11 protein-coding genes are annotated in these 20845 nt (G+C 64.1%); 2 read left to right on the top strand and 9 right to left on the bottom strand.

The window, feature by feature from the left end:
* The 9 genes from ABX298_RS22395 to mnxG all read right to left on the bottom strand — a co-directional run bounded on the left by ABX298_RS22395 (position 1) and on the right by mnxG (position 14942).
* A complete protein-coding gene (locus ABX298_RS22395) occupies positions 1 to 792 on the bottom strand; it encodes a hypothetical protein (RefSeq protein ID WP_025339369.1) in 792 nt (263 codons plus the stop codon).
* Positions 776 to 2449 carry a GspE/PulE family protein gene (locus tag ABX298_RS22390; RefSeq protein ID WP_367393661.1) on the bottom strand — a complete coding sequence of 558 codons (1674 nt, stop codon included), beginning with the start codon at positions 2447 to 2449 and terminating at the stop codon, positions 776 to 778. The genes ABX298_RS22395 and ABX298_RS22390 overlap by 17 nt, the downstream gene beginning before the upstream one ends.
* Before the next feature lie 165 nt (positions 2450 to 2614).
* The gene (locus tag ABX298_RS22385; protein ID WP_031325917.1) at positions 2615 to 3148 is read right to left on the bottom strand and encodes a response regulator; all 534 of its coding nucleotides are present in this window, start codon (positions 3146 to 3148) and stop codon (positions 2615 to 2617) included.
* Between the two features lie 248 nt (positions 3149 to 3396).
* Positions 3397 to 4038 carry a SurA N-terminal domain-containing protein gene (locus tag ABX298_RS22380; protein ID WP_085588441.1) on the bottom strand — a complete coding sequence of 214 codons (642 nt, stop codon included), beginning with the start codon at positions 4036 to 4038 and terminating at the stop codon, positions 3397 to 3399.
* Positions 4039 to 4050: 12 nt separating this feature from the next.
* Positions 4051 to 5541 (bottom strand): ABC transporter substrate-binding protein, encoded by a 1491-nt coding sequence (locus ABX298_RS22375; RefSeq protein ID WP_367393660.1) that lies wholly within the window; start codon positions 5539 to 5541, stop codon positions 4051 to 4053.
* A gap of 239 nt (positions 5542 to 5780) precedes the next feature.
* The gene (locus ABX298_RS22370) at positions 5781 to 6446 is read right to left on the bottom strand and encodes an SCO family protein (RefSeq protein WP_274079795.1); all 666 of its coding nucleotides are present in this window, start codon (positions 6444 to 6446) and stop codon (positions 5781 to 5783) included.
* The gene (locus ABX298_RS22365) at positions 6443 to 7099 is read right to left on the bottom strand and encodes an SCO family protein (protein ID WP_137164147.1); all 657 of its coding nucleotides are present in this window, start codon (positions 7097 to 7099) and stop codon (positions 6443 to 6445) included. Before ABX298_RS22365 ends, ABX298_RS22370 begins: the two co-directional genes overlap by 4 nt.
* A complete protein-coding gene (locus ABX298_RS22360) occupies positions 7096 to 9072 on the bottom strand; it encodes a cytochrome D1 domain-containing protein (RefSeq protein ID WP_367393659.1) in 1977 nt (658 codons plus the stop codon). The genes ABX298_RS22365 and ABX298_RS22360 overlap by 4 nt, the downstream gene beginning before the upstream one ends.
* Before the next feature lie 20 nt (positions 9073 to 9092).
* Positions 9093 to 14942, bottom strand: coding sequence for a manganese-oxidizing multicopper oxidase MnxG (mnxG, locus tag ABX298_RS22355; RefSeq protein WP_367393658.1), 5850 nt, complete (start codon positions 14940 to 14942; stop codon positions 9093 to 9095).
* A gap of 673 nt (positions 14943 to 15615) precedes the next feature.
* On the opposite strand from mnxG, the gene ABX298_RS22350 reads away from it, so the two are divergent.
* Both ABX298_RS22350 and ABX298_RS22345 read left to right on the top strand, forming a co-directional pair.
* Positions 15616 to 20217 (top strand): RHS repeat-associated core domain-containing protein, encoded by a 4602-nt coding sequence (locus ABX298_RS22350; protein WP_367393657.1) that lies wholly within the window; start codon positions 15616 to 15618, stop codon positions 20215 to 20217.
* A gap of 13 nt (positions 20218 to 20230) precedes the next feature.
* Entirely contained in the window at positions 20231 to 20815 is a 585-nt protein-coding gene (locus ABX298_RS22345) for a DUF1963 domain-containing protein (protein ID WP_075045037.1), read from the top strand.
* Positions 20816 to 20845: the final 30 nt, after the last annotated feature.

Genomic DNA, 20845 nt, shown 5'->3' with positions numbered 1-20845 from the left:
TCAGGCCACCGCCCGCCACATGGCGCACAGCGGGTCGGCGTCGCTGGCCGGCTGGCACAGCTGCACCGCCGCCAGTTGCGGCACCTCGCCCCGGCCCGGGGCATGCAGGTAGACCCGTGGCAGGTGCTCGCCGTACAGCTCGCAGGTGCGCTCGATCAATGCTTGCAGGGCCTGGTCGCTGTCGGCGCAGCCTTGCGCCAGCACTTGCTGCCAGGCCCCACCGGCGGCCAGCAGCAGCACGCTGCGGCGCGGTTCGGCCAGGACGAACAGGAAGTCGCCCTGCTCCAGCTGTGCCGAGCAGCGGTTGTAGGCGGCCATCAGGTACGGCTGCACCGAGCGCAGGCTCAGGTGGCTTTCCCGGCCCAGCGCCTGCAGCCGCTGCAGCAGGGCTTCGGGCAACGCCGTGGCGATGCGCGCGGCACCGGCCGGCTCGGGCGACAGTACGATGCGCCAGTCGTCCAGCGGCTGCCCGTAGAGGTTTTCGAAACAGGCCCGGGCGTAGGCGTCCAGTTCGCGCGGGTGGCTGATGGCATCACTCCAGGGCACCAGGCAGAAGCGGCTGTAGCGTGCCGACAGCAGCACCCGCAACTGGGCACCGCGCACGGCATGCTCGGCCAGCAGGGTGGCCAGGGCATCGACGGCGGCCTCCCAGGCCGGTTGGGCGGCATCGCAGGTAAAGTCGCGGCTGCCCAGCCATTGGTGGTGATTGGCGTGCCAGCTACCCAGGCCTACACCTTCGGCGCCGAGTACGGCACTGTATCTGTAAGCGCCACGATCAGATGAATGTGACACGGTTGATCTCCTCGAGAGTGGTACGGCCATCCCGGACCAGGTCCAGGGCCGAGGCCCGCAGCAGGCGCAGGCCGCGCTGGCAGGCGAGGTTCTTGATCTGCGACAGGGGGCGGCGCTCGACGATCATCTGCCGCAGGTCGTCGTCCAGGTGCAGCAGTTCGGCGATGGCGCTGCGGCCGCGGTAGCCACTGCCGCGGCACTGGCCGCAGCCCTGGGCGCGGACGAACCTCCAGCCGGCCACGCCCTCGCGGGTCAGGCCCGCGCCGTACAGGGTGTCGTCGTCGACTTCGCACGGCGTGGCGCAGTGCGGGCAGGCCAGGCGGATCAGGCGCTGGGCCAGCACCGCATTGAGCGCAGAGACGAAGCTGTAGGGGTCGACCTGCATCTGACTGAAGCGGCCGATCACATCGAACACGTTGTTGGCGTGGATGGTGGTGAACACCAGGTGGCCGGTGAGCGCCGACTGCACGGCGATTTGCGCGGTGTCCGGATCGCGGATTTCACCGACCAGGATCTTGTCCGGGTCGTGGCGCAGGATCGAGCGCAGGCCGCGGGCGAACGTCAGGCCCTTCTTCTCGTTGACCGGGATCTGCAGCACGCCGGGCAGCTGGTATTCGACCGGGTCCTCGATGGTGATGATCTTGTCCACGCCGTGGTTGATCTCGCTGATCATGGCGTACAGGGTGGTGGTCTTGCCGCTGCCGGTGGGTCCGGTGACCAGGATCATGCCGTAGGGCTCGGCGGCCAGCCGGCGCAGGGCGCGCAGGGTTTCCTCGGCAAAGCCCAGGGCCTGCAGCTGCACGCCGCTGACCCGGTCGGACAAGTCCTGCTTGTCGAGCACCCGCAGCACCGCGTCTTCGCCGAAGATGCTGGGCATGATCGATACCCGGAAGTCGATTTGCCGGTCGCCCACGGCAACCTTGAAACGGCCGTCCTGGGGCACGCGTTTTTCGCCGATGTCCAATTCGGCCATCACCTTGATGCGCGAGATCACCTGGTCGGCGAAGGCGCTGCCGCTGGCCTTGCCGGCGCCGTTTAGCACACCGTCGATGCGGTACTTGATGGTCAGGCCCTGGCCGGTCATGCCCAGGTGGATGTCGCTGGCGTGCAGCTTGAGGGCGTCGTACAGCGTGGAGTTGACCAGCTTGACCACGCGGCTCTGGTCTTCGCTGATGCTGGCCAGCGACAGGCGCTGCAGCGGGTCGCTTTCGCTGCTGGTTTCGGCGTCGTGGTCAAGGGCGTCCACGGCGTGGAAGCTTTCTTCGTGGCGGGCCAGGAAGGTGGCCAGGTCGGCGGCGTGGGCCAGGTACAGCGGTGCGCCTTGCAGCACGTCGTCGATCCAGGCCAGGCGGGCGTGGTCGAAGGGGTCGGCGAACACGCCCAGCAGTTGGCCGCCTTGCTCGATCAGCACGAATTCACGCTTCAGGCACATCGCCAAGCTGACCTTGTCGAAGCGTGGGGTGCTGGCCAGCAGGGTGTGGCTGCCCAGCACCGGGTAATGCAGGGTCAGGCCCAGGCGCTGGGTGAAGGTGTCGGGGGTGTCGCAGGCCAGCTGTTCCAGGCGGGTGAGCAGGCGTTCGTCGCTGGTTTGCAGGCGGGCCTGGGCCAGCAGGTCGCGGGGGTAGGCTGAGAATGGTGTTGGATTCTTCGCGGGCATGCCCGCTCCCACAGGTACAGCGCAATCCTGAAGGCAACGCGAATCCTGTGGGAGCTGGCTTGCCGGCGATAAGGCCGTAACGGTTGCATCGAATGCTTCTGGCATGGCCTGCGACTCCGCTCAGGGGCGCGTCGCAGGCTGGCTCGGCCAGGGGTGCGGGCGCCGCTATTCCCCTGTGAGCAGTTGATCGTCGTCGGGCCCTGGGGGCTTGGCGCCGTTGCGGCGGCGGTCGGCCAATACCCAGCTTCCATCGTACAACTGCAGGGGGAACGATTCGTTCCTGTTCTGGCGTCGTTCGACGAACCCTTCAGCCGGGTTGTCCGTGGCCCTGCGCCGGCGCTCGATGCCCATCAGGTCGAAGACTGCACGGGCCAGTTCCACCAACGGGAACGGCTTGAACAGGACATGGCTCACACCCAGTTCGGCGGCCCGCTCACGCACTTCGACGGTGGGGTGGGCGGTAATCAGCACGAAGTGGCACTGCCTGTTCCTGCGTACGGTCTCCAGAACCTGAAACCCCTCCATGTCGGGCAAGCGGTAATCCAGCACGATCACTTGCGGTGCCAGGCTTGCAGCCTGCTCGATACCACTGGCACCGTCGTGGGCAACATGAACTTCCAGGCCTTGCGCCTGCAGGTACGCTTGCAGGTTCTGCGCAAGAGTCTGTTCGTCATCGACTACCAATACTCTGTTCACCAAGGTCGACTCCCAAGAACTGCCCGGTAACCCGGTCTGCGAAGTGCGCCCCTGTACAGGCTTGAGCAGGCTTCGTGCCAGGCGTGAATAGTCATGCTGAATAACCGTAACTCATTGATTTTGCAGGAGCACCGATCACTCCCCGCAACGCGGCGGGCAGGCGCACCGGCCCCGTTCCCCACATGCGGGGAAACTGATGGCACACTGCCATTTCGTTATTCCCCAGCATTGGGGAAACGCCATCAGGGGCCTCAGTCGGCGATCTCCACGGTAGCGGACGCACGCAAACGTTGGCGCACGGACTGGCGCGCCTGCGCCTCCCGCTGCCCGATGAGCGTGGCCCTGGCCAGGACCAGGCCCTGTTCGCGTATGACCGAAGGCTCGTCACTTTGTTGCTGCACTCCTTGCAGGTTTTGCGAATTGGCATCATAGAATGCCTCCACTTCGGCCTCGCTGGGCGCGGCGACCGCGCTGAGCTGGGCGTACACCTGCTGCGCGGCCAGCTCGCGCCGGGTGTACTCATTGTACTGTGCCCTATCGAAGCCCGCTTCCGCCAGCCGCCGCTCAAAAATTGCCGGGCTGCCAAGCGCGGCCTCGATCTCGCCCACATGCGCCGACACCTGCTCGTCGCTGATGGCTATGCCGAGGCGTTGGGCCTCCTGCCACAACAGCTCCTTGTCGATCAGTTCATCCAGGGCCTGATCGCGCAGGCGCTGGTACAGGTTCGGGTTGCGGATGCTGGCGACCGCGCGGCCCTGGGCGTCCAGGTATTCGCTGAAATAGCGCTCCAGGCGCATCGTCTCGATCTCCACACCGTTGACCCGCGCCGCCGGCATATCGGCCCAGCTTGCCTTGGCCAGCACCTGCAACAGGCACAACAACAGAACACGCATGGCAACCTCCGCTCAAGGGCTGTCCGGCAGTGGCCGGTACGGGGTGACCGCGGTAAAGCGCGGCCCAGGCAGGGCCACCGCCACCACATGGGCACCGGCCATGCCCTGGCGGCGACCGGGGCCGAAGCCCAGGGCCGGGGTCAGGCCGGTGGACACATCATGCAGGCCTTCCAGCGCGGCAATCAGCTGCTCGCGGCTGGTGTCACGGCCAGTCTGCTTCAACGCTTCGCTCAACAGGCGCAGGGCGCACAGGGTGTTGACCTGCAACGACGCCTGGCGGGGGTCGAGGCCCTGGCGCTGCTGCAGGCCGGCCAGGGTCGCCAGGCCCTGTTCGGTCCAGTCCTCGGGCACGTAGGGATAAGCCAGGAACACCCTTTGCGACCAGAACTCGGGCAAGCGCGCCACGGCGCCGGTCACTTGGCTGGAGGCGCCAAACAGGTATGGCTGGCGGCCGGCTGACTGCAGCGCCGAAGCCAGTTCGGCAAAGGCCTGGGCACGGCCGAGGAAGACAATGCCCTGCCCGTCCACGGCCTGGCCGGCAAAGGCCTGGGCCGCAGGTGTTGCCCAGCCCTGCTGCTGCAGGCGTTCGCGCACCTGCTCGGCCAACGTCGCATGTTCATTGCCGGCATACACCACACGCAGGTCGCCCGCTGCCAGGCCCAGCGACGCGCGGGCGTGGCCGGCCAGGCTAAGCAATTGCGCGGGCAAGCCGGGCAACGGGTCGAAAATCTGTGGGCTGCCGCCGCTGCGTGGGGTGCTGCCGATCAGCGGTACATTGTGTGGCGCCAGCAAGGTTGCCAGGCGCTGGTCGAGCATGGGTACCAATGGCGCGATCAGGGCGAACACCCGCTCCTGCTCCAGCAACTGCTGCAGCGCCCGTTCGGCGCTGGCCGGGTCGGCGCCCGGGTCGAGCACCACCAGTTCCAGGCGTCGCCCGTGGATGCCACCCTGCTGGTTGAGTTGCGTCAGGCCGTCTTCCAGCACCGCACGCACCACCTGCCCGGCCTCGGCCAGCGGGCCGGATGCCGGCAGCAAAGTGCCCAGGCGCAGCACGCCCTCCTCCACGCCGGGGTCGCGCTCCTGGGCCAGGCGCTTGAGGTAGGCCGTGAGGTTGCGCTGGTCGGCCAGGGTCAGCTCGAAGCGTGGCATGGCCGGGTCCAGGCGATTGCCGGCCGGGTCGACGCCTTGCTGGATGGCCCGGGCCAGGCTGCTGTCGGTGTAGGCCGGATAGCGGCGGCCGTTGACCTCGCGCTCGCCCTGGCCTTGCGCCAGGCGCTGCCAGTCGAGGCTGGGCGGGCGTACACCCCCTTCGGCGCGGCCGCGGCCATCGTTGCCGTGGCAGCTGGCACAGGGCAGCACGCTGGCGGGGACCGTCATGTCACTGGCGCCGACACGGGCTTGCAGTTGTGCGTCGCTGCTGGAGACGCCCTGGCGGTAGAGGTGTTTGCCGGCTTGTTCATGTTCGGTCAGGTCCAGGGCAAAGGCAGAAGAAAAGTGTGCCATGCCAAGCACGAACGCCAACCAGATCGCAAGCCCTGTGGGAGCGGCCTTTGTGGGAGCGGCCTTGCGTCGCGAAAGGGCTGCGCAGCAGCCCCAGCGATAGTTGCACCAACCCAGATAACGGGGAGCGCTGCGCGCTCCTTTCGCGACGCAAGGCCGCTCCCACAAAGACCGCATCCACAAAGGGAGTTCCCAGAGTGGCAGATGCCACAGAGGCCAATGCCGCAGAGATCGCATGATGCTCACCGCCCTGCCAAAGGCAGTGCCAGCAACTGCATGCGCTGGGCAATCGCCGCAGGCGGTGCATCCGGGCGGATCTTGCTCCAGCGTTTGCCGGCCACGTCGCCGGCAATCAATTGTGTCGAATGCTGCTCGGGGCTGGGCAGGAACTGGCCGATGCGGCCGAGCACCAGGTCGACATTGGCCTTGTCACCCGTCAGGAACAACCAGTTGGGCCCATCCACGCCCTGCTTCTCGGCAAAAGCCTTGAGCACTTCGGGGGTGTCGTTGAGCGGGTCGCTGCTGATCGACACGAAGGTCACCTGGCTGGCCAGCTGCGGCCCCATGGTCTCGCGCACTTCGCGCAACTTGCGGGTAATCAGCGGGCAGGCGTCGGTGCAGTGGGTGAAGATCACGTTGAGCATCACCACCTTGTCCTTGAGCACATCGCTGTAGAAGCGCAGCTCGCGGCCGTTCTGGTCCTTGAGCACAGTGTCGGTGAACCAGGTCTGGGCATCGCGGGTGCCGCCGCCACTGGTCATCGCCTGCGGTGCCGGCTGCGGTTCTGGTGCCTGCGGGGCATGGCCTTCATGGGCGAACGCCACCGAGGCGAGGATCCACAGGCAGCCACCCAGCACCAGCCAGTCAAAACCGCGCATGGCAACGCGGCGGTTGCTTACCTGGCTCATGGTTGCACCTCGTGATGGTCGGCAATGGCCGTGCTCTTGGCATGCACCCGGCGGGCGCCGAGGCGGTTGATTTCGTCGATCAGCACTGCCGGGTCGGTGAACCCGTAGTAGCGCGTCCAGTGCCCGGTGCGCCCGTCACCCACCAAGATCAGCGGCGGGTGCTGGCTGAGGTCGGCGCTGAAGCTGCCCAGGCCCTTGAGGGTTTCGCTGATGGCGTACGGCGTCCCGGTCAGCCAGCTCCAGCCCGGCCCCTTCTGGAAGGCCTTGGCGTAGTCCTGCAGGCGCTTGGCGTCGTCACGTTGCGGGTCGACGCTGATCGACACCAGATGAATGTCTTGCCCTACCCGGCCACCCAGTTGCTGCTGGACCTTGCCCATGATCGACGACACCACCGGGCACACCGTGGTGCAGCTGGTGTAGATGAAGCCCATGACCACCAGGTGGTCGCCCACCAAGTCTTTTTCCAGGCGTACCGGCATGCCGTCCTGGTTCAGCAGCGAGACATCGGCAAAGCGCACGCTGGCCTTTTCCTGGCGCACCGCCGGCGGCTGTTCGGCGTGGCCGTTGTGGTCGTGGCCACCATGGGCCTGGGCCAGGTTGCCGGCAAAAGCCAGGCTCAGGGCCAACAGTTTGCAAGCATGCTTGGCGTTCATCGCAGGTTCCTCACGTCATTCTCGGAAACGGTGGACGTTGCGGCCGGCAGGACGCGCAGGCTGGTGTAGTTTTCCTCGGCGAACCTGCGCCCCAGCGACGGCGACTGCACGTGCAGGTACCAGGCGCCGGCTTCGGGCAGGGTCAGGGCCGCCTGATAGATGCCCTCGCCCACCTCCTCCAGTTGCAGGTTTTGCGGCATGGACGAAGGCGCCAGGAAGTAGCGCAGGCTCAGGTCGCTCAGGCCCAGGCGCGGCTGGCCGTCGTCGCCGACGATGCGCACCCGCGCGGTAACGGCGCTGTGCTGCGACAGCGGCCGGTCCAGGCCGATGAACTCGGCGTGGGCGCCCTTGCGCTTGCCGGCATTCGGCGCTGCGGCCACATCGGTGCTGAAGCAGTGGATGATCTGCGGCTGGTTGAGCAGGAAGGCCACGTCGAACTTGCCGGCGGCGGGCATCTTCACCGTCGAGCCGTACACGCCCGGGGCCAGTTCGCGCAGGCTGCGGTCGACGACGATGGCGGCGCGGGCCTGGTGGCCACGGTTGTTGTAGCCGGACATCGGTGCGTTCATGCCTTCGGCGTAGAAGTAGGTGGTGTTGTCCACCGGGTTGACCACGAACACTGAATTGTCGTCACGCGACACCGACAGCCCCTGGGCCAGCGGCAGGTCACCGGCCTGGCGTGGCGCCGCCGGGCCAGCCTCGAAGCCCTGGATGATCGGCGAACGCCCTTCGCCCAGGCTGGCCAGGTTGATCATGCTCACCTTCGGCGAAGCCAGGCCGCGCACGTAGGCATAGCCCTTGGTGAAGGTCAGCTGGTACGGTTCGGCCGCCACCGGGACCTGGTGGATCAGCTTGTCGGTACTGGCGTCGATCACCAGGGCCTGGTTCTCCAGAGTATTGAGCACGATGCCGTAGCGGCCATCGCTGCTGAAGCGCATCGGCCCCAGGCCCTGGGCGGCCTGGACCGTGTGGCGCAGCTGGTGGTTGCGGGCATCGAACACGCGCACGCTGCCCTCCTCGCCATCGACCACGTACACCGCCTGGGACAACGCCGAATAACTGACCGACAGCGGGTGCGGGCCAACCTTGATGGTCTTGGCCAGGCGCATTTCCGGGATGTCGATGACACTCAGGGTGCCGCTGTCGCGGTTGCTGACATAGGCGTAGCGCGAGTCGGCACTGAAGGCGATTTCGTGGTGGCCGCCGCCGGTGTTGAAGGTTTTCAGGGTGTTGCGCCCCGGTACATCGATCACCGTTACCCCGCCCTTGGCCGGGTCGCTGCTGTTGTTGCCTACCCACAGCCGGTGCTGGTCCGGCTGCAGGGCCACGCGCAGGGGCTGGTCGCCAGCGTTCAGGTCGGCCACGCGGGTGAAGGTTTCGGTGTCGATCACCGAGACCTTGCCGCGCTCCGGGATGGACACGAACACCAGCTTGTCGTCACCAGTAGCCACCCAGTCCATGGGCCGCCCAGGCAGGTCGATGCGGGCCATGGTGCTGGTCACGCCGCCCACCGATACGGTCGGGTCGATCACCGTCAGGCTGGCGTCCTTGTTCATCATCAACAGGAAGTAGCTGTTCAGGTCGAGCAACGGCCGGGCGCCGATACTGCTTTTGAGGAACAGCGCGACGCGGGCCTTGCAGCTCTGGTCGCGGTCGCCCTCCGGGGCCGACTGTGTCGGGTCGATCCACGCCCCCGGGGCCATGCCCGACAGCGGCTGGCCACTGGCCTGGTCGCTGACCTTGAAGCGGATGTTGGCGAAGCTGCCCTCCTGCAGTTCGCCCCCCGCCAGCGGCCGGGCCTCGAACTCCACGGTCACGCCGTCGCGGCTGAGCCGGTGCGGGGCCTGCGGGTCCTCAGAGCCCTGCAAATACTCGCGCGGATCGCACCAGAGGCTTTCATAGGCCACGCCCAGGCCGATCAGCACAGCCCCCAGTGCTACCCCCATGTATGCAAGGCGGGTTTTCTTGTTCATGTTCGCGCCCCCATTTACCGTCACTGCGCCGGAGCCGTTGCCGGCGGCGCTTCATTGGTCACCCGCAAGATCCCCCACAGCCCCGAGAGGTTGCCGTAGGCGGCGTAGTCGCGGAACAGGTAGTCGCCCGCCACCGCGTTGGCACCGCCGGCACTGGGCAGCATGAAGCTGAAGTGCGCGGCCGGCAGCACGCTTTCCTGGGCACCGATGTACATGGCCATCGGGTTGTAGCCGAAGCGCACCGAGCCGATGCCAGGCAGGCTCAGCGGGTAGCCGTCCACGTCGTTCTTCTCGGCCTGGTAGTTGTGCAGCGGCCACAAGTGGCCATCCAGCTGGTAGACCATGCCGCGGCTGCCGCCACTGGGCATCACGATATGGTTGCGCACTGGCTGGCCGGGCTTGGCGTACAGCACCGGGGTTTGCGGGTCGCCGCCGACCAGGGCGTTGGCGTAGGCCATGTGGGCGTTGGGCACATCGCCAAAGCCCAGGCCGGCGGCGCGGCCGAAGGGCGAGTCGGGGGCCATGCCGAAGCGCAGCCACAGGGGTTCGGTCTTGTAGTTGACCGCCATGTTGCCGTTGTCCTGCGGGTCGCCGGCGGCGCCGTTGCCTTCGGTATTGATGCCCTCCACCGGGCGGCCGTCGGCCCAGCGCATGTTCAGCGCACGCTGCCAGACCGTGACGAAGTCGCGGTAGTCCGGCTGGCCGGTGACCTTGACCGTGGCCTGGGCCCGTGTTGCGCCGTCCTCGGTCCAGGTGGCGGTCTGCGGCAGGATGCTCATGGCACCCACCAGGCCTTTCTGCGGCTGCTTGATGAAGTCCGACGGGGTCAGGTTGAGGCCGCCGAACTCGATGGCCGTGGTGTTGATGTTGTCCACCGTGCGGCCCAGTTGCGACACCGGCTTGCCTTCACGCTCCAGGTGGCCGGCATAGTACTGGTAGGTACGGGTCGGCCAGGCGCCACTGGTGCCGGCACGCGGGGCCACGGTCTGCACCGGGTTGAGGCCGACGTTGGCGCCGTCGGACTTGGTGATGTCGTAGGCCAGCAGCTGGGCGTGCAGGCCCACGTGGCTGGACGGCCGCATCAAGTTGTTGGCAAAGGCGGTGGCACCCTCGCTGTCGAAGCGGTCACGCTTGACCACGTTGTGCATCACCGCAGTGCTGGGCAGGTCCGGCATCACCAGTGGCAGGCGGTTTTCCAGGGTGATGCTGATGCACTCGCCGGCGTTGGCGCGCAGCACCAGCGGCTCCACGGGCACACCCGCCTTCAGCTTGCCGGTGGTGGCGTCCAAGTCGGCCTTGCGCACGTACAGGATCGCGGTCGGGTCGTGCAGCGGCGCGCTGTGGCCACCGATGGTGAAGGGTTCCCCATCTTCGGGGTCTACCCCACTGACCAGCGGTATGGCGGTCTTGCGGCTGTTGAACACCAGGGTGCCGCCGTTGGCCTTGAGCGGTCCGCCGACATGCTGGCCGACACCGGCCGGGTCGTTGATGCTGACGCCGTTGCGGTTCTCGAGGATGTCGTTGGCCAGTGCCGCGACGATTTCGTAGCTGCGCTTGACCGTGGGGCGGCTGCCGATGCCGTTGGGGTTGGCCGTGGTTTTCGGGCAGATGCCATCGAAGTTCACGGTGTTGCGCATGGCCACCGGCTGCGGGTTGTTGGGCAGCGGGAACAGGTCGGCACGCTGCGCGGTGTAGTTGCGCATGATGCCCCAGATGCCGTTCCAGTAGCCCTCCAGGGCCGCATCCAGCGAATACAGGTAGTCACCGTTGGTGGCTGCCGAGCTGGAAATCATCGACACCGGCGCCATGAAGCCCAGTTGTTCGGAAATACCGATCATCTGCGATGCCTTCCAGCCCGAGTTGGAACTGTTGCCGTAGCCGGTGCCGTTCTGCAGCCACTTCACGCCATGCAAGGTGATGTTGTGCTCCTCTTCATGGCCACCGGCATGCATGCGCAGGCGTACGTTGTCACCGGAGTAGGTGCGCAGCATCGGGGTGAACGGGTCGCCCGGTTCGCTGCCGGCCGCGTTGATGTGCGGCGGGAACAGCGTGGTGCCGCCGGTGGGGCCGACCGCCGAGGTGATCGCCGAGGGCGCCAGGTTCAGTGCCGGGATGGCGCGGTCGGTACGGGTTTGCAAGGCGTAGCTCAGGTCGCCGGCCAGGCCGTCGGCCTGCATGCCACGCTTGCCGTCCGGGCCGACCTTGTTCGGGTCGTACACACGCAGGGCCAGGGGCTCGTTGCGGTAGTTGACGACGAACATGCCCGGGTCATCCACCGAGATCGCCTGCGGGCAGGGCCGGCTTGGGCAACCGGGGTTGATGCCGCCGCGTTCCTCGACGATGGCCTCCAGCAGGTTCGACGCCTTGCCGCGCACCGGCGGGTTGATGGCGTAGCGGAAGCTGTCGGCGGTGGCCGGGTACGACTGGGCATTGGGGATGCCGTCCGGCCCGGCGCCGACGTACACACCGGCCTCGTAGGCGTGCTGGAAGTCGCTGTATTCCAGGAAGAACTCGCGGTAGCTGTCGTTCTTGCCGTCGCCATCGTGGTCACCGGTCTGGATCACCGCCTGCCACGAGGTCGGGCCACCGTCCTGGCGCGTGGCCGGGTTGTAAAGCTTCTCGCCGGTTTCGGCGTGGTACCAGGTGGAGTTGGCCGGTTCGGCCAATACGGTGGCATACAGCCCAAGCTGCTGGTGGGTCGATGGGCCGAGGTGGTCGTGGGTGAAGATGGTGCCCAGGCCACGGTCGACGTTGTACACGTTCACCAGTGGGTCGGCGAACCAGCGCTGCATGGCCGTGCGTGCGCCCAGCCAGTCGGCCCGGCCGAAGCGGCCGAAGTACGGGTGCTGCCGGGCTTGCGGGCAGGCGGCGGTGCCGTCGCGGCTATCGCCCTGGGTGCAGCCGTTGTAGGCACGAATGGCTTGCACCCGCTCGACCACGCTGCCGGGCGAGAGGATGCCGTCTTCGTAGTTCCAGCCGTTGGCCGAGCCATCGGCGGCGGTCAGGTCCCACTTGGGCAGGTGGATGTGCTGGCCGATCACGTCGGTCGGGGTGCGCACCTGGTAGTCGTCCATCTCGTAGATGTTCGGGATCAGGTTGGTGTGCTGGTACATGGTGCAGTCGAAGGTGTTCATGCGCATCACCAGCGGCTCTGGCGGGCGCTGCTTGGTGATCACCGGCCAGGCGTCTTCCCACAGGGCGATGATGCGGGCCTGCGGGAAGTGGTAGCCGACCTTGTTGTACACCGCGTCGAACTGGATGTTGGCGCCCTTGTAGATGCGTGGGCGGTCGGCGGTGAAGGCCGAGGCGCCACGGAAGTTCAGGCCCGAAAGGCTTTCGCCGCTGAAGTACTCGCCTACCCCGGAAGACTGGGTCAGGCGTTTGCCCCGGTCATCCATGCACGGCTCGTAGAACGGCGCGCCGGCAGTCGGCAAGGCGCCGTTGGTGCGGAACGCCTTGGCCACCGGCTGGCTGCCGGGGATCAGGGCGAAGCTTGGGTGTTCGGCCAGGGCGTGGAACTGCATGGCCGCCTGCTCGACATCGGTGCCCTCTTCGGGCAGGTAGATCGGCTTGGCCTTGTGTACCACCTTGGTGAAATCGAGCTTGGTGGTGGTGGTTTCGGCCTCGCCGCCGGCGGATACGCCGTCCAGCGCGTGGCGCCCCAGGCCGCCGTCCCAGCCATCGACCTGGTTCGGGTCGAGGTTGGCCCACAGTGCCTTGCCGCTTTCCTTGAGCTGGCGTGCCATGGCCGGGTCGAGCATGTCCAGTGGCGGGGTTGGTGGGCGGTTGCCCACGCTGCTTTCCATGCCGCCGATCCAGAACGGATAGCCAGGGTTCTTCAAGGTGCCGTCGGCGTTGCGGTTGGCGTCGCTGCGGTCGACCAGCGCCAGCGAGCCGATGGCCTTGCGAACCGGCGCCTGGTTGGCTGGCTCCTCATCCTCTTCTTCCTCGGGCTCGTCGTCATCATCGTTGGCGACAACCAGCGCTTCGGACAGCTTCGGTACCACCACCACCTTGCCTGGCATCGGCGCCATGGCCTTGCCGGGCAGCGGCACGATGGCCGGGATCGGCGTGCCGGCAACGATCTCGCCATCGGGCAGGGCCCGGGCGCCAACCGCCGGCTTGCCGCTGCGCAGGGCGAACGGGGTGTTGTGGAAGCCGTTCTCGCCCTGCCCGCTCACCTCGAGGCGGGTGCCTTCCTCGAACACGTCGTGCACCCGCCACATGGCCCACATGCCCTGGGCGAAGTGCGGGTAGAAGTGGCAATGGTAGATGGCATCGCCTGCCACTCGGTTGCGGTTGCCCGAACCGCCGTTGGCGATTTCGTAGGTGTAGCCGACCCCCGCGCCGATGCCCTGGGCATCGATGTAGTCGGAATTGTCGTCATTGGGGTTGAACAGCCACTGGTGGCCGTGCAGGTGGAAGATGTGCTGTTCATGGCCGTTGTGGGTGTTGCGGAACTTGGTGAAGTCACCGATGTAGCTGTGGTGCACGTTGGCCGGTTCCGCCGGGAACAGGGCCATGCTGGCCTTGACCCCGACAGCGCTGGCCGGTGGTACCTCGCCAGGGCGGATGTGCTCCAGGCCGACGTTGGCCGGCACGTCCACCAGCGTACCGACGTCACCGACAGTGTGGGCACTGAGGAAGAACTCCTCATAGGCGCACGACAGGCAGTCGTGCATCGGCCCCACGCCCAGGCGGTTGGCCACCACTTCGGCGCCCATGCCACCGGAACCGTAGTTGATCATGAACGAGTCGCGGGTGGGTTCCAGTACGTGGCCCATCACCGGGTCGGCCCAGTAGCCAGGGAAGGCCTGGGTGCCGGCGACCTCGTCGGCGAACTGCGAGGCGAAGTCACGGAACGCCTCCAGGCGGTTGGGCAGCGCCGGGTTGCGCTTGCCCAGGCTTTCCAGCGGGTAGGTGGATTTGGGGAAGCTGCCATCGGGGTTGGGGCCCATGACGATGGCATCGGTTTCGCTGTTGATGATCTGGTTGCCGTCGACCATGGCAATGATCGGCTTGCCGGCCTTGCCTTCGGCGATCCAGGGTTGCATTTGCGGGTAGCGGGCTTCGTAGTCGATCACCGGCTGGCCGGTGGCGGTACGGCCGGTGGTGGCCAGGCGCATTTCTTCTTCGGTGAGGGTATTGCGGTAGGTGCGGCCGAGCTTGGGCACTACCACTACCTGGCCGAACAAGCCGTTGGCAACGTTGCCCGCAGTACCCTCGCCGCCGAAGGTGGCGGCTTTGCTGGTAGCGGCGAAAGCGCCTTCGCGTTCGGCGTACAAGGTATAGCTGCGGGTGCTGCCGGGGCTGACGAAGAAGTTGCCGTTACGCCCGGTGTAGGCAGAAATGTCGGCGATGCTGTTGACCGCCTGCATGCCGTTGACCTGGAAGCCGACCATGCGCTCGGCCACCTGCTCGTCGGCGACGAAGCCTTCGGCGGCTTCGTTTTCGAGCTCCGGCCCCTCCTCTTCGCCCTCAGCCTCTTCGGCCTCGATGCCGTGCTTGTTGGGGTTGGCCTTGTAGTCGAGCAGGTTGGTCAGGTTGACGGTAAGGCATTCACCGGCGGCCACCCGCAGCACGATGGGCCGCGGGCGCTTGTCCGGGCGCAGGGTGACCTTGCCCGGTACTGCCGCCCCACCGCTGCTGAGGGGGACCATCTTGTCGTCCACCACATCCTCGCGCAGGGCGAAAATCATGCCGTTGGCGTTTTGCGCGCCAAGGCGGTTGAACATCAGTGGCTGGTCCAGCGCCACCACGTTGGCGACCAGGGTGCGCTGGCACTGCACGGCGGCTTCGCTGGTCGACTCCCAGCCGAGCAAGGCCAGAACGAGTGATGACAGGATGGGGCCTTTGAGTGGCATAGACATGCTGCACCTCCGGGACACAGGATCTCTGCGTGGAGCTGGAGCAAGGTGTATGCCAGGAGCGGATTGCTTTTGTTTTCAGTTGGTTGCAGCGGCAAACGAAACAGGTTGGGGAGGATTCCCCAGCGGTTTTCCCCGAAACGGGGGGTGGGTTGCAGGTGTTCGTCACAAGATTTTCAGCGCCTGTGAGATCGAGCGCCGCGCGGGCGGCGCTTTGCAGCCAACAAGTCGCTACCCGTACTGGCCTCATCGCAGGCAAGCCAGCTCCCACAGTTACTGCACATGGCTTGAAACCGATACGGTCGATGTGGGAGCGGGTTCACCCGCGAACACCGGCGCAGCCGGTGCCATCCATCACGTCGCTCGGTTCAAAGGCCTGCCTGTGACCACTTATTACATCCCCAACACCCTGTAACGCCACGAGTCGAACTTTCCTACACATTTTTCGGAAGCCGGACTAGCGACCCGGAACCCTTGCCTCGTTAGTGTCCGGTGCTTGCACCCCGTGCAATTCACCACACCTGCCCGCATGCGCCAGGAGGCTGCATGCCGGCGTTCACCTGCCCGATGGAATGAACAGCAGGAACACTAATGAGCGCACAACACACTCTAGGCGTTACCCCAAATACCCTCACTCCAGCCTGGATGATTCATCCCGTCACCTGGGGTACCCGCCATGGATAAATGCTCCGGCGTCGTCGCCCCCACCGAGACCTTCGACCAGGACGATGTCGGCGCCAGCACCGAACTGCTGGCGCAATGGCTGACCGACCTCACCGGCCATCTGGTCAACTGGCGCACCGTCATCACCGTCGCGGAGGTATTGCCCGTCGCCGGTTCGGTATTCGCCGCCACCGACGCCATCGGGGACATCATCAGCCTTGTCCAGGGCACTCCGGAATACCGGGCCGACCTGTTCAACTGGGTTGGCCTTGGCATCAACCTGTTCGCCATTGCACCGATACCCGGCATGAGTCCCGCTCGCAAAGTGATGCGGCCGGTGTTGAAGTCCGCGAGGGCGTCCTCCAAGGACGGCATGGCCCAAGCCCTGCTGATCGCGATGGAAAACGCCCTCGCCGACGTCTGCCGGGGCGACCTGGAAAACTTCGTCAAGGAAATCGACCGGCAGTTACAAACCATCCTGGCCAGCTTTGCGCAGAAGGTCGTGGATATCTGCCAGTTCCTCGCAGACCTTATCCGCTCGGCCGCAGACGGCACCGTCAAAAGCACTGCCCTGACCGTTATCTTCCCGGGGTTACGCCTGGTTGCCGAAGCCTCCGATTATGCCAAACGCAAAACCGGCTACGGCTTGAGCAGAGACCAGCTTGGCCTGGGGCCGGACCCAAAACTGCTGGCACTGCTCGAACCCATTGCGCTCAGCCTGGAAAGCCTCGGCCGAATGGCAGGCAACAAGATCGCCCAGATCGGCAGCAAGGCCACCCCAGGCAGCCTGGCGGCGATCCTGGATGCGTTGAAGCTGGCCCTGAGCAAGCGCAAGCCTGTAGTGATGCGGGCCAACGTGAATGCCGACGGCAGGGTCACCCAAGTGCGGCGCGTTCACCCACAAAACGGCACCGAAGCAGCCCCGCGGCAACGCCCTGCCCGTGCCGACCCCAACTGCCGCAAAGCCGGGGTTGCCGGCGGCACAGGATGCAGCATCAGTTTTGCCCTGGGCAGCGAAACGATCAGCCACACGGACTTCGCGCTACCCGGCGCGTTTCCCATCAACTGGAACAGAACCTATCGCTCGACTCTAGGCGCCTACGACCATAGCCCGTTCGGCGCCCGCTGGATCACGCCGTTCTCCAGCCGCTTCGACCTGGCCGGGGACACGCTCGTGTACCACGGCATCGATGGCCGTAGCCAGCACTACCCCTTGCCTGATGTCAGCAAGCATCACCACGACCCGATCGAAAACCTGTGGGTCGGACGACCAGAGGCTGACAAGCTGGTGCTGGCACGCGGGCATGTGATGCATGAGGTGTACGTGCGCGACGGTGACCAGTTCCGGCTGGAGCTGATCTCGCAGCAGGGCGGTGCACGCATCGCACTGTTCTATGAGCACCGCCATGCCGACCGTTCTGTGCTGTCCGACCTGGTGACCTACCAGTACGAAACCGCCCATCAGCACATCCACACGCAACTGGACGATCACGGCCGGATCGTCGCCCTGTGGTTGATGCGTGATGGCCAGCCAGAGCGTCAAGTCGCTGGCTATGAATTCGATGCCCAGGGCGACCTGTGCAGTGCGCGTGACGAAACTGGCGCGCAATGGACCTACCAGTACGCCCATCACTTGATCACCCGCTACACCGACCGTACGGGCCGGGGCATGAACCTTGAATGGGTCGGCGAAGGCTCCGACGCCAAGGCCATCCGCGAGTGGGCCGACGACGGCAGCCTGGATACCCGATTGAACTGGGACCCAGATATTCGCCTGACCTGCGTGACCGATGCCAACGGCAACCAGACCCGGCACTTCTACGACAGCTTGGGTTACACCTACCGCATCATCCACCCGAATGGTGACGAAGAATGGCTGTACCGTGACAGGGACAAGAACGTTACCCAGCATGTTCATCCTGATGGCACCGCTGATCACTACGTCTATGACAATCGCGGCAATCTGCTGCAGCACACACGCCCGGACTACACGACCGTCCACCACGCCTACGACGACCTGGACCAGCGCTTCAAGACCCGCGATGCCGAGGGCGGCCTGTGGAAGTACGATTACGACCAGCGCGGCAACATCATCGAAACCCAGGACCCACTGGAGAACAAGACCCTCTATACCTACAACAGCGACAACCTGCCCATCGCCATCACCGACGCCAACGGCGGTGAGAAGAAGTTGGCCTATAACCCTGATGGCCAGCTGACGAGCTACACCGATTGCTCAGGCAAGACCACGCAGTGGAAATACAACGCGTTGGGGCAACTGGCCAAACTGATCAACGCCGCCGGCGAGGTTACCGAATACCAATACGAAGCAGGTCAGCTGGTGTTGCTCATCCACCCGGACAAGACCACCGAACGCTTCGAACGTGATGCCGAAGGCCGCTTGCTCAGCCATACCGACGCCCTGTATCGCCGAACCGCCTGGACCTACAACGAAGCAGGGTTGATTCACCAGCGCCACAACGCCAACGACACCACCCTCACCTACCACTGGGACAAGCTCGGCCAACTGGTACGCCTGCGCAACGAGAACAACAGCGAAGCCAGCTTCAAATATGACCCCGTCGGGCGGCTGCTCAAGGAAACCGGCTTCGACAAAGAGACCACTCACTACCTCTACGACAACGGCAGCAACCTGCCCACCCGCCGCGTGGATGGCGACAGGACCACGCACTTCGAGTACGACCCCATGGGCCGGCTCATCCAGCGCAAGGCCGCTCGGCGTGGCGGTGACAAGTGGGAGGTTGAAACCTTTGCCTATGACGGCAATGGCAACCTGCTGGCGGCCAACAATGAGGCCTGCAGGCTGCAATGGTTCTACGATGCTGCCGGCAACAACACGCGCGAGCATCAGTGGCTGGATTATCTGGTCAAGCCACAGGTTGCCGTGTTCAGGCATGAGTACGATGCCCTCAACCAACGCATCGCCACCACCCGCCCCGATGGGCATCGGGTCAGTTGGCTGACCTACGGCAGCGGCCATCTTCTGGCGCTCAAGCTCGATGACCAGGAGCTGATCAGCTACGAGCGAGATGATCTTCACCGGGAGATCGGCCGCGTGCAAGGCAATGGCCTGGTCCAGCGTCAGACCTGGAGCCCGAATGGCCAGTTGCTGGAGCAGACACTGGTTCGCCAAGGTGAATCCAGACGCATCGCGGCGCGCAGCTACCGCTATGACGAAGCCGGCCAGCTGTGCCACATCGACGACCTGAACCGTGGCGACCTGCACTATCGCTACGACCCGGTTGGCCGTTTGCTTGAAGCCAGCCGCAACTACGAGAAGGAAACCTTCGCCTTCGACCCGGCGAGCAACCTGCTGGACCCCGAGGCACCACCCAATCCTAATCCGCACTCGCCGCACAAGCTGATGGACAACGTGCTGCGCAGCTACTGCGGCACGCAGTATCGATACGACGAGCGCGGCAACCTGCAGGAGCGGATTGAGAACGGCAAGACAGGCAAGTTTACCTGGGACCTGTATGACCGGCTGCGGCGCTACGAGGATGAGCGGCTGGTTGTCGAGTTCGGGTATGACGCGTTAGGCCGCCGAGTGTACAAGGACTCGCGCTCGAAGTACCGCAAACGGATACAAGCTGGGCCGGTCTGGAACGAGAATGCGCGGCGAGCGCTGGATGAAAAGCTGGGCTGTGATTTGACGCTGTTCATCTGGGACGGCGATACGCTGGCGTTCGAGCAGCGCGGTCGGGATGGTAAGGGGCGGACTACGCACTATGTGTTTGAACCGGGGACTTTCGTTCCGGTCGCGCAAGGGGTGATGAATCACATTGAGGAGATGCTGCATCAGCCGGCGTATAGTTTCCCGTATGACATCGACAGAGATCCCGTGTGGCAGCGTAAGCCTATGCCGAAACCATTCGACGCTCTCAGCTGGTATCAATGTGATCATTTGGGTACTGCGATGGAACTCACCTCTAACGATGGAAACGTTCAGTGGCACGGGGCATATAAAGCTTGGGGACATACGAGCCAGAAACAGCCCGACGCCGAGTTGTTGCAGAACTGTAACTCGCTGCATTTCCAAGGCCAATACTTTGATAGTGAAACAGGACTACACTATAACCGACATCGCTACTATGATTCGCGCCTTGGGCGCTTCATTGGAAAGGATCCTATTGGTTTCTTAGGCGGTATAAACATATACATGTATGCTCCTAATCCAACGGAGTGGGTAGATCCGTTAGGGTTAGCACGAAAATGTCAATTAGGCACCTACGAAAGCTTAACAAATTTAGACGCCAACAGAGGAGATCAACTAGATGCACACGAATTTATACGACACGAAGCACTTGAACAAATAGGAATGACTCCCGAAGGGAAGCGAAGCAGGAACAATCCTTCCATCGCCATCCCGCGTCCAATGCACATCGACGCTCATAGAGCAGAGAGTCGACTGGCATCGTTTCATTTAGGCTTAGGTCGCGATGAATTCCAAATCGGCTCCAATGGAAAACCAAGTAAACGACAGATGGATATATGGCAAGGAGCATTAAGAGCATCCGGAGTTCCAGCCTCCCGCGTCAGAGTGCTACGCAATAACGCACAGCAATTCCTAGATTGCAACTGCTTTTGCCCGTAAAAGGATAAACTATATGTTCAAAGAATTAATATTTACCAAACACCCTCAATCATCTGGATTACCGTTCATTGGTGGCGAACCATACATCCCCGAAAACACGCCATGGCCTACCGACAAATTCGGAAATCCAATGCTGCACTTGGCAAGCCTGCCCGCCACCTTTATTACAGAACATATTAAGGGGATAACCATAAATCCAAAACTATTAATCTCAATATTTACACCATACTCCGAATCAGACCAATATATTGACACAGCATTAAATGAAGGCGGAAAGGTTATTGCTTACATCCCTTGCAAAGCATACTCAAGCACGTTTAACCCACCGCTTGATAGCCACCTAATATCAGTGACCGACAACCCCCAAAGTGATGGTCCAGATAACGGGATTGCAAAAATCGGCGGCATTCCATCTTGGCTTCAAGAAAAAGCTGAGACAAACTTAAAATTCATCCTCCAAATAAATAACTCAAGACTAAACAAATCAACACCAAAACACAAAGGAATACTAGTTGGAGGCATAGGTTATCTACTACTGAAAAATGAAATTACCGAGCAAGACCAAGCAGCCGGATCATTCATAATCCAAACCACTTAGCAATCTACTATAGGAGTTATAATGAACTAC

The sequence above is a fragment of the Pseudomonas sp. X4 genome (genome assembly GCF_040784925.1).
Classification (GTDB): domain Bacteria; phylum Pseudomonadota; class Gammaproteobacteria; order Pseudomonadales; family Pseudomonadaceae; genus Aquipseudomonas; species Aquipseudomonas putida_Z.
This window is presented reverse-complemented; position numbering and strand designations above follow the sequence as displayed.

Bases quoted from the DNA above. Each gene is read 5' to 3' on its own strand.
- ABX298_RS22390 (WP_367393661.1), bottom strand. From the start codon at position 2,449: ATGCCCGCGAAGAATCCAACACCATTCTCAGCCTACCCCCGCGACCTG.
- ABX298_RS22380 (WP_085588441.1), bottom strand. From the start codon at position 4,038: ATGCGTGTTCTGTTGTTGTGCCTGTTGCAGGTGCTGGCCAAGGCAAGC.
- ABX298_RS22375 (WP_367393660.1), bottom strand. From the start codon at position 5,541: ATGGCACACTTTTCTTCTGCCTTTGCCCTGGACCTGACCGAACATGAA.
- ABX298_RS22370 (WP_274079795.1), bottom strand. From the start codon at position 6,446: ATGAGCCAGGTAAGCAACCGCCGCGTTGCCATGCGCGGTTTTGACTGG.
- ABX298_RS22365 (WP_137164147.1), bottom strand. From the start codon at position 7,099: ATGAACGCCAAGCATGCTTGCAAACTGTTGGCCCTGAGCCTGGCTTTT.
- ABX298_RS22360 (WP_367393659.1), bottom strand. From the start codon at position 9,072: ATGAACAAGAAAACCCGCCTTGCATACATGGGGGTAGCACTGGGGGCT.
- mnxG (WP_367393658.1), bottom strand. From the start codon at position 14,942: ATGTCTATGCCACTCAAAGGCCCCATCCTGTCATCACTCGTTCTGGCC.
- ABX298_RS22350 (WP_367393657.1), top strand. From the start codon at position 15,616: ATGGATAAATGCTCCGGCGTCGTCGCCCCCACCGAGACCTTCGACCAG.
- ABX298_RS22345 (WP_075045037.1), top strand. From the start codon at position 20,231: ATGTTCAAAGAATTAATATTTACCAAACACCCTCAATCATCTGGATTA.